Genomic DNA, 13,685 nt, shown 5'->3' with positions numbered 1-13,685 from the left:
TGCTTCTGAGCCTGTTCGACAATCTCTAGGTTCTTCTTCGCATAAGCATGTTCAGGGTTGCTTTCAAGAATACGTTGATACTCTTGGATCGCTTGGTCGTACTTACCTTGTTGGGCTTGAGCGTTAGCAAGGTTGTAGCGAGCATCTTCACTAGAAAGCTCTTGCAGCGTCTGCTCTGCGGCTTCGAAATCACCGGCTTTGTATTGAGCAATGCCTTTCCACTCTTGTTGGGTGAACTGTTCAGCAGCTTGTTGGAAGTCCTCGTCCTGATACAGCTGATAGCCTACTTGATCATTGGTTTTCCACGGGTTCGCAAACGCAGTATTTGGTTGGCTAAAAGAGATAACTCCAGCTAAGGCACACCAAATAACCCCTTTCCTGAATAATCCAAGTGCCGGAAGTAATAGCAAAGGCAGTAACCAGAAACCGTTGTTCACTCTGGTGTTGAGTGAGTTCTTGGTCTTGGTTACTTCCGATGTTGTTGCAACGCGGTCGAGGTAGCTCGCTATGTGTTCAACATCTGAGTTATCAAATTGAACTTCAGTGAACGTGCCACCATAGCTGCGTGTAAGCTCGCGCATGTTCTTCAAGTTGGTTCTTGCCACCACGGTTTGTCCTGAGTCGCTTTGCAGCATCGACCCCGTAGGTAACGAGATTGGCGCACCGTTTTCACTCCCTACAGCTAGAATCGACAATGTCCAATCGTTGCCAGAGAGTAGGGAGTCGATCTGCTTCTTCTCTTGGTCATCGATGTCATCAGCAATCAATACCAAATCACCTTGGTAGATCTTCGCGCGAGTCATCATATCAATCGCAAGCTTAACGGCTGATGCGGCATCACCACCTTGATAAGGCATGATATCTGGCGATAGGTTAGGCACTAGGTTTTTGATGGTGTTGATGTCTGACGTTAGCGGGCTAATGGTGTAAGCATCCCCAGCATACGCCACCATGCCTGTTAGCCCTTCTTTCCACAATGAAAGCAGATCCAGAGCCTTGTATCGCGCTTGAGTTAAGCGATTCGGCTTAATGTCGGTGGCATACATAGACATCGACATATCCATGATCACAACTCGTGCCTGCGTTTTTTCAAAGCTCGGCTGTTCGTTTTTCTCGAAGCTTGGTCCAGCTAATGCAATAACGCCGACCAGCCACCAAATTCCGAAGTAAGTACTGCGATTTTTCGATGGCTTACTCGATTCTGGTGCCAAGTATCGCGCGATGTGTGACGCGAGTAATCCTTGCTTAGATTGTGTCTTGCTCAGCCACCAAATAGCGGGCAGCACGACAAGCGCCAAGAACCAATATGGGTAGATAAAAGTAAAGTTAGACATTGTTTCTCCTAATGGCTAACAGCATAAATGCGAAGAACATTGCCGCCGACAGTGGCCATACAAACCACTCTTGTTGCGGTCGCCAGATCTTAGTGGCGTTCGTCACGGGCTCTAACTGGTTAATGGTGTCGTAAATCGTCGCTAACTCTTTGCTGTCACGCGCTCGGAAGTACTGACCGCCGGTGCGTTTGGCAATTTCTATTAGTGTACGTTCATCCAAGTCTTGAGCAGTATTGACTTTGCGCGTCATGAAGAACTCTTTGACCATCATCTCGCCTGCACCGACACCCACGGTGTAAATCGTCGCGTCGTATTTCTTTGCAATATCCGCCGCTTCTAATGGGTCTAATACCCCGGCGGTATTACTGCCGTCGCTGAGTAGAATCATTACACGTTGGGGCGCATCGCTATCGACAAAGGTTTTGGTGGCAAGACCAATACCATCACCAATCGCGGTTTGAGTACCAATCAGTTTTAACACCGCTTGATTGAGCTGTTGTGAAAGCGTATCTCTATCTAGCGTAAGCGGGGTCTGCAAGTAGGCGTGATCAGCAAATAGTACCAATCCGACTCGGTCACCTTTACGACGCTCAATAAAGTCACTCAACACGCGTTTCACCGCCGACAAGCGGTCGATGTATTCGCCATTGAACTGCATGTCTTCTTGGCTCATCGAGTAGGAGAGGTCGACAACCAACATCAAATCACGATGTTTCGGTTGAAACTCTACCGGTTCGCCATACCATACAGGGCGCGCGCTCGCCGTAACCAGCAGAAGCCAGATAATCACGGACAACGCCTTTGGTAAGCGACTGCTCGGTGTTTTGGTATTACTGTCTTCTGGCAGAAATGGAAGTCTTAGGACATGGCTTGATTCTGACTTTGGTGAGAACAAGTAAACGAGCAACGGCAGTGGCGCGATGAAGAACATCCACCACCAAACGAACTCGATGTTTAGCAAGTCCCCGCTTAGAAACATAGGGCTTAGAAAATCACTCATAAAGACCTCGCTTAGGAGGAAGGGCTTTACGAAGCCAAGTTTCGCAATCATTAACTAATTGTTGTTGAGCCTTTTTCTGTTCGTCGTTCATAAGGGCTACATCTTGATAGAGCGCTTGTTGCCACTGGGATTGTTTTGCTACAAATAACGGCTTCGCCAATTGCGCATCTAAGAACTTCAACCAATCATCACCAGACAAACCTGCAATTTTTTCACGAGGGAAATAGCTCAGTGCTGCTTGACGAACGATGTCTTGAGCTTTGCTCGGAGACAAGCCATCTTGGGACTGACTATTACTAAAGTAAGACAGCGCTTCTTGTTTCGCCTGTTGATTGTTTTTTCTACGTTTTAGAATGAAAAACACCAAGGCAATCAGGAAAATGGCTGTGATAATGACTGCCCACCAACCCCACGCCAAAGGCCACCAAGTCGGGGCGTCTGGCGCAATCACCGGACTTAAATCTAAGGGCTGTTTCATGACTGAGCTCCTGATATCTGGCTCATGAGTGACTGCGCACTCGACAGCGAGCTATAAGGTATCGCGAGAGATAACCCCATCTGTTGCAGCTGCTGTTTCTTAAGCGAAAAAGCATGGTTAAGCTTTTGCTTTTCTTTATTAGAAGAGAAATTAAACCATTGAGTTTTGCTGCCATCGGTGACCTGTTTAGAGCCTTTATAGGTGGTTTCACCTTGCTCTAGCGGGTCGTAGAAATGCACAAGACGTACTCTGTTGTGTCGGCGAATTTGACTGATAAGTGAGTAGTCACTTTCTTGGTAACGCACAAAGTCACTGAGCATAATAATATCGCTTCCTTTAGGGCAAAGCTGGTGAAGAGATTTCAGTCCATGCTCTAAGGTCGTGTCATTATGATTGTCGTGATTAGTCAGTGCCGTATTATTGATTTCTATGACTTTTTGCAAAATACGCAGTGGAGCATGGTTGCTTGCACTTGGCTTAATCTCAATGACCTCTTTGCCAGTATCGATCACCGCGCCAATTCGATCTTTTTGAGCCACAGTAAGCCAGCACAGTTGGCTAGCAAAGTGTGCAAGTTGAACCGATTTCAGCAACAAGGTTGAGCCGAAAATCATACTGCTTGATAGATCCAAGAATAAAATGACAGGCTGTTCTCGTTCTTCAGAGAAAAGTTTGGTATGCGCTTTGCCCGTTCTGGCTGTTACACGCCAATCAATGCTGCGAATGTCATCTCCCGCTTGATATTGACGAACTTCAGAGAAATTCATCCCGCGACCTTTACGGTTGCTCTCGTGTTGGCCGTTAAGCTGTGACCAAAGGCTCTTGGCGGGAGGCAACCAGCGAACAGACTGCGCTTTGTATTGCAGAAGTTCGTCCAGGTTTAACGTGACACCGTCACTATGGTTGGGTAGTTGATTATTCATGCGCTTATCCCTATGCGCTGCCAACCAATGAAATAAGGTGTGCGATCACTTGGTTTGTGGTGACACCTTCAGCTTGTGCGTGGTAGCTGCGCAGTAGACGGTGGCGTAACACAGGGAATGCCATCGCTTGAACGTCTTGTGGCGTGACGTAATCTCGTCCTGCAAGCCAAGCGTGAGCGCGGGCACAACGGTCTAACGCAATGGTTGCACGCGGGCTGACACCCATGTCTAACCATTGATCAAGTTGGTCACTGTATTGCTTAGGTTGGCGAGTCGCCATAACCAGTCTGATGATGTACTGCTCAATGGTGTCTGCCATGTGAATGTTGAGCACTTCTTGGCGCGCTTCAAAGATCGTTTGCTGAGATATCTGTTGTGGCTGAGCTGATTCGTTACCTTGAGCCTCACCACGGTTGAGTCGTAAGATCTCAAGCTCGCTTTCCATATCTGGGTATTCAACCTCTAGGTGAAGCAAGAATCGGTCTAACTGAGCTTCCGGTAGCGGGTAAGTCCCTTCTTGTTCAATTGGGTTCTGTGTTGCCATTACCAAGAACAACTCAGGCAGCGCATAGGTTTTTCGACCGGCAGTTACTTGTTTCTCTGCCATCGCTTCCAGCATTGCCGCTTGAACTTTCGCCGGAGCTCGGTTGATCTCATCCGCTAGAATCAGCGAGTTGAAAATCGGGCCTGATTGGAAAGTGAACTCCCCAGTCTCAGGACGGAAGATGTCGGTACCCGTCAAATCAGCAGGTAACAGATCGGGAGTGAATTGAATGCGGTGGAAGTGACCCTCAACACAATCAGCCAATGATTTTACTGCGCGAGTTTTTGCTAAGCCGGGAGGTCCTTCAACGAGGATATGACCATCCGCTAAAAGGGCGATCATCAGTTGCTTAACGAGCTCTTTTTGACCAATGATTTGAGACTCTAGATAGTTTTGAAGGACTTCGAAATTTGTTTTGTGCATTTTGGACTCTCTGGGTATCCATTTGATTTTTATTTTGAGTATTGGTCACTGATTTCGAGGAAAAAGTTCCAGTACATTTGCGTAATTTATTTTTTCAAAATTGGAAATATTGACAAGTGGTTAGCTAAAAAAATCGTTAGGTTGTGATTATTACTATATCAATTGGTTTTTATATACAAAAGCTCGGCGGTGGGGAGTGGTTTGAGTTCGGTTGGGTCTCAGGGGGTGAGAACTAAAATTGACTCTCGACAATGCGGTATTTGCTTAGTTAATTCATGCTCAAGGTGAATATTTCTAATTGTTACATCATATTTGCAGTTTTTTGAGAAGAAAGTCTCTAGTTTTATTGGTTGTGGCCGATACATCACTCAGATTGTGCATTGCTTGTTGGAGTGCACTAAAAAAGTCCTGTTCAGGGTATACCAATAACGAGCGATTCTTTTTAAAGGTCCAAATATGTTTAAAACTAACTCTCTGAGTATCAAGCAAAAAGTTGTACTTGGAATTACCTTTGCGGTTCTTGCATCGACAGTGATTGTCGGCGCAATGGCAAAACAACAAGCAAGAGATGTATTAAGTCATCGATTGATCGATATTGAACTTCCAGGAATGCTAGAGCGAATCAATGGTGAAATTGACCGAGAAGTCTCTCAGCTATTACTAGCGGCGGAGCAAATTGCTTCAAATGAATTTATTTCTGATGCTATCGAATCGACCGATCGCGATCCGGCACTAGAAAATAAACTGGTTAAACAGCTGAACAATGTTCGTAACCAGTATCAGTTGAACGATGCCTCAGTGGCGAACCGTCAAACGGCTTACTACTGGAACCAAAATGGTTTCCTGCGTCAGTTAAACCAACAGCAAGATGGTTGGTTCTTTGGCTTTACGCAATCTGGACAGCCGACCATGGTGAGCATGTTCCAAGAAGCCAATGGCGAAGTGAAGATGTTTGCTAACTATCAACAACCTTCTGGTTTGGCGATGTCTGGTCTATCAAAGTCGATGGATGACATGGTTAACCTGCTGAACGGCTTTAAGATTGAAAATACCGGCTTCGTATTCTTAACCGATAGCCAAGGTGATGTTCAAATTCACCGTGAGCGTTCTCGCAGTGACTCTTCACTTCAACAACTTTACGGTCCTCAAGCAAGCCAACTACTGAACAAGTCGGGTTTTAACCTGATTACCACTGAAAGCCAAGGCCAAGAGCTGTTCGTGGCGAGCTTGTATGTGTCTTCAATGGACTGGTTTGTTATTGGTGTCGTTCCGACTGGTGAAGTGTTTGCAGAGTTAGATGCGACAGCGCAGAAGATGCTGATCATGACTGCGGTTGTGGCATTAGTGTTTATCCTAATGGGCGTAGTTCTAGCGAACAGCATTACTCAACCGATCAAGCTTTTGGCTAAGCGTTTCGGCGACTTAGGTGAAGGCGACGGTGACCTTGCACAGCGTATCGAAGTGAAAGGCAACGATGAAATTGCACAGCTTTCAAAAGGCTTCAACGGATTCATTGAAAAGATTCACGAGTCGATGAAAGAGGTGTGTTCGACAAGCCAAGCGCTTCAAGTGGCTGCAGAGAGTGTTTCGAATAAAGCTCACATCACCCACGACAACAGCCAAGAACAGCGCGACCAAACCCTTCAAGTCGTAGCTGCCATTAACCAAATGGGTATGACCATCAGTGAGATTGCATCGAACGCGGCAACCGCAGCAGAAACGGCAACTCAAGCTTCAGGCAATACGGAAGTAGGTCGCTCTGTGGTGAACAAAGCAAAAGACGCGATCAGCCGTTTGGCGCAAGATATTGAAAGCACAGGTCAGGTAGTAGAGCAACTGGCTTCTACAACTCAAGACATCGGTTCTATTCTGGGTGTTATTCGTGATATTTCAGAGCAAACTAACTTACTCGCATTGAACGCTGCAATTGAAGCCGCCCGTGCTGGTGAGCAAGGTCGTGGTTTTGCGGTTGTAGCGGATGAAGTACGTAACCTAGCAAGCCGTACCGCAGATTCAACGGAAGAGATTCAAAAGATGATCAACCAACTGCAAAGCGATGCTAAAGATGCGGTAACGGCAATGAGTGCGGGTAAGGTGATTACCCTTGAAGGTGTATCGGCTTCGGATGAAGCGGTAGACGTGCTGAGTGGCATTTCAGACCGTATCGTTGATATCACAGACCGTAACACTCAAGTGGCAACGGCAACGGAAGAGCAATCAACCGTAGTTCACACCATCAACCAGAACATTGAAGAGATTAACGCAATCAACGAAGTGACAACGGGCACGGCTGAGCAACTTGCTGAAGCGAGCCAAGAGCTTCGTGATCTATCGTCTCGTCTAGATAAGATGGTTGGTTCATTTAAGCTTTAATTCTTTCAAGCTGTAACATGACTTAGAAAGGGATATAGACGAAGAGCTGGGGTCATTTCATCGTGAATCCGGCTCTTTTTATTAGTGCGCTAATTTGCCTCTAACTGCCTTTAGCTTGATCTGGTTTCGGGCTTTGCTTTTAATCACCCTAGCATCATAGGGCGTAAATGAGTAAAATCTGGTTAGGTTTAATATTTAGGTAAGTATCATGAGCGATTTTGAAAAAGAACTAGAGCAGATGACTCAAGAGATGGGCGATGAGCCTGAGGTGAAACTGCCATCACTTGAAGAGCAAAAAGCAATTGTTGCTGAGTTCAAGCGACTAGAGGCGGAAGGCAAACTGACTCCTGAAGTGTTAGAGAAGCATTTTGGCCAGTTCAACAAACAGAATGATACGCCAATTCACTAAGTTGATTTAGACAGGTTTCATGTCTGAAAGAAGTGATATTAGCGGTTGGGTTCATAGCCTAACTAACAGATAAAGGTCTAGCGCTTGCTAGACCTTTTTTATTGCCGCTAGCGAAAGACCGAGTGGCTGACTCATGAACTATTCAATGTAAGTGAAACTCGTATCCAACACATAAAAATATCCAGCACATAAAAAAATCCCCCTTACTGAGTAAGAGGGATTTGATATGGGCAAGTTATATCCTAAAAGGCTAAGCGATTAGTCTGTGCCGTATTCTTTGTACAAACGACGACATGCGCGGCCATCGCTGTGGAACAGGTGACAACGGTGCGCTGGAATACCAATCGCCAACTTGTCACCTGATTCGATTTTCAACGTGTCTGGCTGGCGATAGATAACATCAGCATCGGCACTTTCAAGGTTTAGGTAAACCTGAGTTTCGTTACCTAGTTTCTCTACCATCATCACGTCAGCTTCAATCGTCGCGTCACCTGATTCAGCAGACATCAAGTGTTCAGGGCGAATACCCAGAGACATACGATCGCCAGCATTGACAGTCGTACCATCAACAGGGATCCAGAAAGTCATGCCATTAGAAAGTTGTACCAATACGCGTTCTGCTTCAGCTTGTTCAATGTGTACCGACATGAAGTTCATCTTCGGTGAGCCAATAAAGCCAGCAACGAAACGGTTTTGAGGGTAGTGGTAAAGGTCAAGCGGCTTACCGACTTGAGATACATAACCACCATCCAGAACAACGATCTTATCCGCCATTGTCATCGCTTCCACTTGGTCGTGGGTAACGTAGATCATGGTACAACCCAGTTGACGCTGTAGCTTGGTGATTTGCGAACGCATTTGAACACGTAGCGCGGCATCTAGGTTTGATAAAGGCTCATCAAGTAGGAATACGTTTGGTTGAGAAACCAGAGTACGACCAATCGCAACACGTTGACGTTGACCACCAGAAAGCGCTTTAGGTTGGCGCTCAAGAAGGTGACCAAGCTGAAGGATTTCTGCAGCATGTTCAACGCGTTTGTCGATCTCAGCTTTATTTGCGTTTGCTAGCTTAAGACCGAAAGACATGTTGTCGTATAGGTTAAGGTGAGGGTAAAGCGCATAAGACTGGAATACCATACCTACGCCACGCTTTGACGGTTCAACGTCATTCATGCGTTGGTCGCCAATGTACAAATCACCAGACGTAATGTCTTCTAGACCTGCGATACAACGTAATAGCGTCGATTTACCACAACCTGATGGTCCAACGAATACTACGAATTCACCTTCGTTGATGTCTAAGGTTACGTCCTTAGAAATCTGTACATCACCATATGATTTATAAACGTTTTTTAACGTGACACTCGCCATCTAGCTTGTCCTCGATCGATCAAATTTTAAGTTTTACTGCTTATCATTATAAGAAATTTTTGGGTCAGCAGTAACTGTAGGAATTGGTAAGTATTGAGTGAGTAAGAAAAAAGTGGGTGAGACTTGGCTTCTTTAACCAAGCCCACCCGTCATAGCCAAACTGATGCCCATTTCCCCCACATCCAGCTAAACCTCCCCCGTGATTCAATCACAGATTTAGCTCGATGCTAATATAAGACACCAGCGGGCAGTGAAGCCAACTAAATGAATAATGCGTCAACGCATAACACTTGCCGGTAAAGGGTTCTTACTATCCACTCTTGGATGAATGCAGTTTCGGTGAATTGGCGTAAGGGTACATCCTCCTAATGGAAAATTAACTAGGGGGAGTAGGAGGGGAGGAGTAGATAAATGGGGTTATTAATAATTGGCGATCCAGTTCAAATAAATCCACCACGTAACGGTGATGTTGATCACGATGAGTATACGTTTTGTGATTGCAGTCTCTAATCTGACCGGATGGCGATCACGAATTTAAGCCATAATAGCTAGGGCGTAGTGGCTAGGATGATGAGCTAGGGTCTGTTTTCTCAGATCATAACCTCCGAAAACTGGCTCGTCTTGGTAGATGTGCCCTACGTATAAATATAAAAAGGATATTCACATGAAAAACGCTCTAAGCGCTGTAGCTCTAGGTACAATAGTTGCTCTGGGTTCTTTTGGTGCAAATGCTGCTATCGAAGAAGGACAACTAACAATCTGGGTAGGTGGTGACAAAGCTTATGAAGGCATGGCTGAAGTAGGTAAACGCTTCGAAGAAGATACTGGTGTTAAAGTAACCGTCGCTTTCCCTGACAAGCTAGAAGAGAAATTCCCTCAAGTAGCAGCAGCTGGCGATGGCCCAGACATGATCTTCTACGCACATGACCGTTTTGGCGGCTATGCAGAAGCGGGACTTCTTGTTGATATCAAACCTTCTAAAGAAACTAAAGAAGGTATCGTAGACTTCGCATGGGATGCTGTTTCATACGAAGGTAAAACAATCGCATACCCTGTTGCTGTTGAGTCAGTTTCTCTAATTTATAACAAAGCGCTTGTTCCTAACCCACCTAAGTCTTGGGAAGAAATCCCAGCACTTGATGCTGAACTTAAAAAAGACGGCAAGAAAGCGATCATGTGGCCTCTACGTGGCGGCGCTTACTTCACATGGCCTCTACTTGCAGCTGACGGCGGTTACGCATTCAAACAGACTGCAGAAGGTTACGACATTAAAGATGCGGGCGTAGCGACTGATGGTGTTCAGAAGTCTCTAGGTTTCATCGAGAAGATGGTACAAGACAAGGTTATCTCTGCAGACATGGATTACTCAGTTGCTGAGTCTGAATTTGTTGCGGGTAACGTTGCAATGACAATCAACGGCCCTTGGGGTTGGGAAAACATCAAGAAAGCTGGCGTAGATTACGGCGTAACAACTTTACCTAAGTTCAACGGTAAAGCGTCTAAACCTTTCGTTGGTGTATGGGCAGGTGGTATCAGCACTGCGTCTCCAAACCGCGACCTAGCTGTTGAGTTCATGGAAAACTACCTACTAACAGATGAAGGTATGAAGAGCCTGAACGACGACAAGCCACTTGGCGCTGTTGCTCTTAACTCTTTCCAACGTCAACTAGACAGCGATACTCGTATTGCAGCAACAATGGACAACGCGATGAACGGTGAAATCATGCCTAACATCCCTCAGTTCACAACATTCTGGTACAGCATGGAAGAAGCGATCGGCAACGTAGTTGACGGCCGTCAATCAGTAGACCAAGCACTAAAAGCTGCTGAAGGTCGTATGGTTAAGTAACACCCAGGCACTACCTTTTAAGGAGAGGGTAACCTCTCCTTACTTTTCTATTTTTTTATCTATATCGCTAGCAGGTTCCTCTATGCAGTCAGTTCAAGGTACAGATGCTATCCCAGCACCATCAAGCCTTCCAGGCAGTAAAAGCGTCTTCATTAAATGGGGGTTGCTTGGTAGCGTTGGCTTAATAAACGGCTACGCTACAATTCTAATGTATTCTCGCGGTGAGCTCGCTTTTGCGCTGCTTACAGTGATCTTAACGGCTTTGGCACTTTACATTTTTGGTAGTAAAAAAACTTACGCCCACCGTTATATTTACCCAGGTATTGCCGGAATGATCTTGTTCATTCTTTTCCCATTGGCATACACCGTAGGGCTTGCGTTTACTAACTACAGCGCGAAAAACCAACTTTCTCTAGAGCGTACTCAAACCGTTCTTTTAGACCGTTCTTTCCAAAGCGGTGAGAGCTACCCATTTACTTTGTACAAGACAGATGACGGTCACCAGATCGTTGTAAAAGATGGCGATCAACTGTTAGCGACTGACGTATTTTCTCTAGACAATATGACAGAAACAGAGATGGACCTATCTGTTATTGAGTCTGCGCAAGGTGAAAAAGAGAAGATCAAAGCGATCATTCAAAACCGAGCAGCAATCAGTGGTGTTGATTTCAATCTACCTGACGGTGGTGACATCCGCATGAGTGGCTTACGTAAGTTTGCTTCTGTTGCTCCGCTTTACACGCTACAAGACGATGAAGAAACGTTAATCAACAATGAAACGGGTGAAGTTCTCAAGCCAAATATGGATGTGGGTTTCTACCAGCCTGTTGATGCAAATGGTGAGTTTACGGGTAATACCATCTCTCCAGGTTTCGTGGTTAGCATTGGTACGCATAACTTTGAGCGTGTATGGAAAGATGACGGCATTAAAGAACCGTTTATCAGCATCTTTATTTGGACGGTTATCTTCTCGGTATGTACCGTAGCGTTCACGCTAGTTATCGGCCTTGTATTGGCTAACATCGTGCAATGGGAAGAGTTGAAAGGTCGTTCTATTTATCGTGTTCTACTGATTCTGCCTTACGCCGTACCCGCGTTTATCTCGATTCTTATCTTTAAGGGTCTATTCAACCAAAGCTTTGGTGAGATCAACATGGTACTCGAGAATATCTTCGGCTTAAGCCCGAACTGGTTCTCAGACCCTATCTTAGCGAAAACCATGGTGTTGATGGTTAACACATGGCTAGGTTTCCCTTACATGATGATTCTATGTATGGGTCTGCTTAAAGCGATTCCTGATGATTTATACGAAGCGTCAGCAATCGATGGTGCGAACTTCCTTGATAACTTCAAGCGCATTACGTTCCCATTGATGATTAAACCGCTTACACCGCTATTGATTGCAGCGTTTGCCTTTAACTTCAACAACTTCGTAATGATTCAACTATTGACGAACGGTGGCCCGAACATGATTGGCACTTCTGAGCCAGCGGGTTACACAGACTTGCTTGTAAGCTACACGTACCGAATTGCATTCGAAGGCGGCGGCGGTCAAGACTTCGGTCTAGCAAGTGCTATCGCAACGCTTATCTTCCTATTGGTTGGTGCACTAGCGTTACTAAACCTTCGTTTCACTAAACTGTCTCAAGATTAAGGAGCACGACAATGGCTATGGTACAAGGTAAAGGCCTTAAATACCGAGTGTGGGCAACGCATGCAGTGTTGTGGTGCTTCTTGGCAATGATTATCTTCCCACTACTGATGATCATCGCGATCTCGTTCCGTGAAGGTAACTTCGCAACCGGTAGTTTGATTCCAGATAACCCATCATTGGAACACTGGAAGTTAGCATTGGGTATGTCAGTAACGAACGCAGATGGCTCGGTAACGTCACCTCCGTTCCCTGTGCTAACTTGGTTATGGAACTCAGTGAAGGTTGCAGGTATCACATCGATTCTGATTGTGACACTGTCTACGACATCGGCTTACGCGTTTGCTCGTATGCGCTTTAAAGGTAAGAACACAATCCTGAAAGCGATGATGATTTTCCAAATGTTCCCAGCAGTATTGGCTCTAGTAGCAATCTACGCGCTGTTTGACAAACTTGGTCAATACATTCCGTTCTTAGGCTTGAACACACACGGTGGTCTAATCTTCTCTTACCTTGGTGGTATTGCACTGCACGTATGGACGATTAAGGGTTACTTTGAGACGATTGATAACTCTCTGGAAGAGGCAGCAGCCCTTGATGGTGCAACGCCTTGGCAAGCATTCAGACTGGTTCTACTACCGCTGTCTGTGCCAATCCTAGCGGTTGTGTTTATCCTATCTTTCATCGCGACAGTGGGTGAGGTGCCAGTAGCGTCTATCCTACTTACAGATGTGAACTCTTACACGCTAGCAGTAGGTATGCAGCAGTACCTATACCCTCAGAACTACCTATGGGGTGACTTTGCGGCAGCGGCTGTACTATCAGCACTTCCGATTACTATCGTGTTCTTACTTGCTCAACGTTGGTTAGTTGGTGGTTTGACGGCAGGTGGTGTAAAAGGATAAGCTGTACTCTATAAGAAAGAAAAAGAGCGACCGTTAGGTCGCTCTATATTGGCATTTTTATTACATCATTTGGTTTGGCCGCCGATCAGTAATAAAAATAACCCTCAGGTTACGCATAGCTGGCTACTAATCAGGTTCCTTACGCTATTAATGATTAGTGGTTTTTGTAACTCTAACCCAGGTATTTACTTGGGTTTTTTTATGCCTGCTACTTTTTGTTTTTTGTGTCAGCGTTACTCGTTAACTATCGCGCTCATATCTACTTTAAAACCCAAAGTTTCGAGTTACTTCTCTCCTAAATACCGACCACTTCATTTTGGTTACTTGTAGAAATGAACTAGGGCGTGTTGATCTTTGCTGTACATTTCGCGTTCAACAATACATCGGTAGCCACATTAACATGAATGCCAGCGATAACATGCTGG

General features: G+C 45.5%; 11 protein-coding genes. 5 read left to right on the top strand and 6 right to left on the bottom strand.

Annotated elements, in window-relative coordinates; all coding sequences use genetic code 11:
- The 5 genes from AB6D06_RS09980 to AB6D06_RS09960 form a co-directional block, all read right to left on the bottom strand.
- A partial coding sequence (locus AB6D06_RS09980) for a VWA domain-containing protein (protein WP_372110158.1) occupies positions 1–1,334 on the bottom strand: 1,334 nt, incomplete at its 3' end.
- Positions 1,327–2,334, bottom strand: a complete 1,008-nt coding sequence (locus AB6D06_RS09975) for a VWA domain-containing protein (RefSeq protein WP_017060042.1) — start codon at positions 2,332–2,334, stop codon at positions 1,327–1,329. The genes AB6D06_RS09980 and AB6D06_RS09975, both read right to left, overlap by 8 nt.
- Positions 2,327–2,812 (bottom strand): DUF4381 domain-containing protein, encoded by a 486-nt coding sequence (locus tag AB6D06_RS09970; RefSeq protein ID WP_065583800.1) that lies wholly within the window; start codon positions 2,810–2,812, stop codon positions 2,327–2,329. Before AB6D06_RS09970 ends, AB6D06_RS09975 begins: the two co-directional genes overlap by 8 nt.
- A complete protein-coding gene (locus AB6D06_RS09965) occupies positions 2,809–3,735 on the bottom strand; it encodes a DUF58 domain-containing protein (RefSeq protein ID WP_017060044.1) in 927 nt (308 codons plus the stop codon). Before AB6D06_RS09965 ends, AB6D06_RS09970 begins: the two co-directional genes overlap by 4 nt.
- Positions 3,736–3,745: 10 nt before the next feature.
- Positions 3,746–4,702 carry an AAA family ATPase gene (locus AB6D06_RS09960; RefSeq protein WP_372110157.1) on the bottom strand — a complete coding sequence of 319 codons (957 nt, stop codon included), beginning with the start codon at positions 4,700–4,702 and terminating at the stop codon, positions 3,746–3,748.
- Positions 4,703–5,158: 456 nt separating this feature from the next.
- Between AB6D06_RS09960 and AB6D06_RS09955 the strand changes: the two genes are divergently transcribed.
- Positions 5,159–7,075, top strand: coding sequence for a methyl-accepting chemotaxis protein (locus AB6D06_RS09955; RefSeq protein ID WP_372110156.1), 1,917 nt, complete (start codon positions 5,159–5,161; stop codon positions 7,073–7,075).
- Between the two features lie 208 nt (positions 7,076–7,283).
- On the top strand, positions 7,284–7,484 hold the full coding sequence (locus tag AB6D06_RS09950) for a hypothetical protein (protein ID WP_010431457.1): 201 nt from the start codon (positions 7,284–7,286) through the stop codon (positions 7,482–7,484).
- Between the two features lie 258 nt (positions 7,485–7,742).
- Here the strand turns inward: AB6D06_RS09950 and malK are convergent, their stop codons facing one another.
- The gene (gene malK / locus AB6D06_RS09945; protein ID WP_017060047.1) at positions 7,743–8,855 is read right to left on the bottom strand and encodes a maltose/maltodextrin ABC transporter ATP-binding protein MalK; all 1,113 of its coding nucleotides are present in this window, start codon (positions 8,853–8,855) and stop codon (positions 7,743–7,745) included.
- Positions 8,856–9,519: 664 nt separating this feature from the next.
- Here malK and malE point away from each other — a divergent pair.
- The 3 genes from malE (at position 9,520) to malG (ending at position 13,260) form a co-directional block, all read left to right on the top strand.
- A complete protein-coding gene (gene malE, locus AB6D06_RS09940) occupies positions 9,520–10,704 on the top strand; it encodes a maltose/maltodextrin ABC transporter substrate-binding protein MalE (RefSeq protein ID WP_017060048.1) in 1,185 nt (394 codons plus the stop codon).
- 82 nt (positions 10,705–10,786) lie between these two features.
- On the top strand, positions 10,787–12,358 hold the full coding sequence (gene malF, locus AB6D06_RS09935; RefSeq protein ID WP_017060049.1) for a maltose ABC transporter permease MalF: 1,572 nt from the start codon (positions 10,787–10,789) through the stop codon (positions 12,356–12,358).
- A gap of 11 nt (positions 12,359–12,369) precedes the next feature.
- A complete protein-coding gene (gene malG, locus AB6D06_RS09930) occupies positions 12,370–13,260 on the top strand; it encodes a maltose ABC transporter permease MalG (protein ID WP_017060050.1) in 891 nt (296 codons plus the stop codon).
- The last annotated feature ends 425 nt before the right edge of the window (positions 13,261–13,685 follow it).

Origin of the sequence: Vibrio sp. 10N.239.311.G01, from assembly GCF_041465805.1 — a bacterium.
In the GTDB taxonomy this organism is placed as follows: Bacteria; Pseudomonadota; Gammaproteobacteria; order Enterobacterales; family Vibrionaceae; genus Vibrio; species Vibrio crassostreae_C.
Note: the sequence above shows the minus strand (reverse complement) of the source record. Positions and strands in the feature narration are given on the sequence as shown.

Bases quoted from the DNA above. Each gene is read 5' to 3' on its own strand.
- AB6D06_RS09955 (WP_372110156.1), top strand. From the start codon at position 5,159: ATGTTTAAAACTAACTCTCTGAGTATCAAGCAAAAAGTTGTACTTGGA.
- AB6D06_RS09975 (WP_017060042.1), bottom strand. From the start codon at position 2,334: ATGAGTGATTTTCTAAGCCCTATGTTTCTAAGCGGGGACTTGCTAAAC.
- malG (WP_017060050.1), top strand. From the start codon at position 12,370: ATGGCTATGGTACAAGGTAAAGGCCTTAAATACCGAGTGTGGGCAACG.
- AB6D06_RS09965 (WP_017060044.1), bottom strand. From the start codon at position 3,735: ATGAATAATCAACTACCCAACCATAGTGACGGTGTCACGTTAAACCTG.
- AB6D06_RS09970 (WP_065583800.1), bottom strand. From the start codon at position 2,812: ATGAAACAGCCCTTAGATTTAAGTCCGGTGATTGCGCCAGACGCCCCG.
- malK (WP_017060047.1), bottom strand. From the start codon at position 8,855: ATGGCGAGTGTCACGTTAAAAAACGTTTATAAATCATATGGTGATGTA.
- AB6D06_RS09960 (WP_372110157.1), bottom strand. From the start codon at position 4,702: ATGCACAAAACAAATTTCGAAGTCCTTCAAAACTATCTAGAGTCTCAA.
- malF (WP_017060049.1), top strand. From the start codon at position 10,787: ATGCAGTCAGTTCAAGGTACAGATGCTATCCCAGCACCATCAAGCCTT.
- AB6D06_RS09950 (WP_010431457.1), top strand. From the start codon at position 7,284: ATGAGCGATTTTGAAAAAGAACTAGAGCAGATGACTCAAGAGATGGGC.
- malE (WP_017060048.1), top strand. From the start codon at position 9,520: ATGAAAAACGCTCTAAGCGCTGTAGCTCTAGGTACAATAGTTGCTCTG.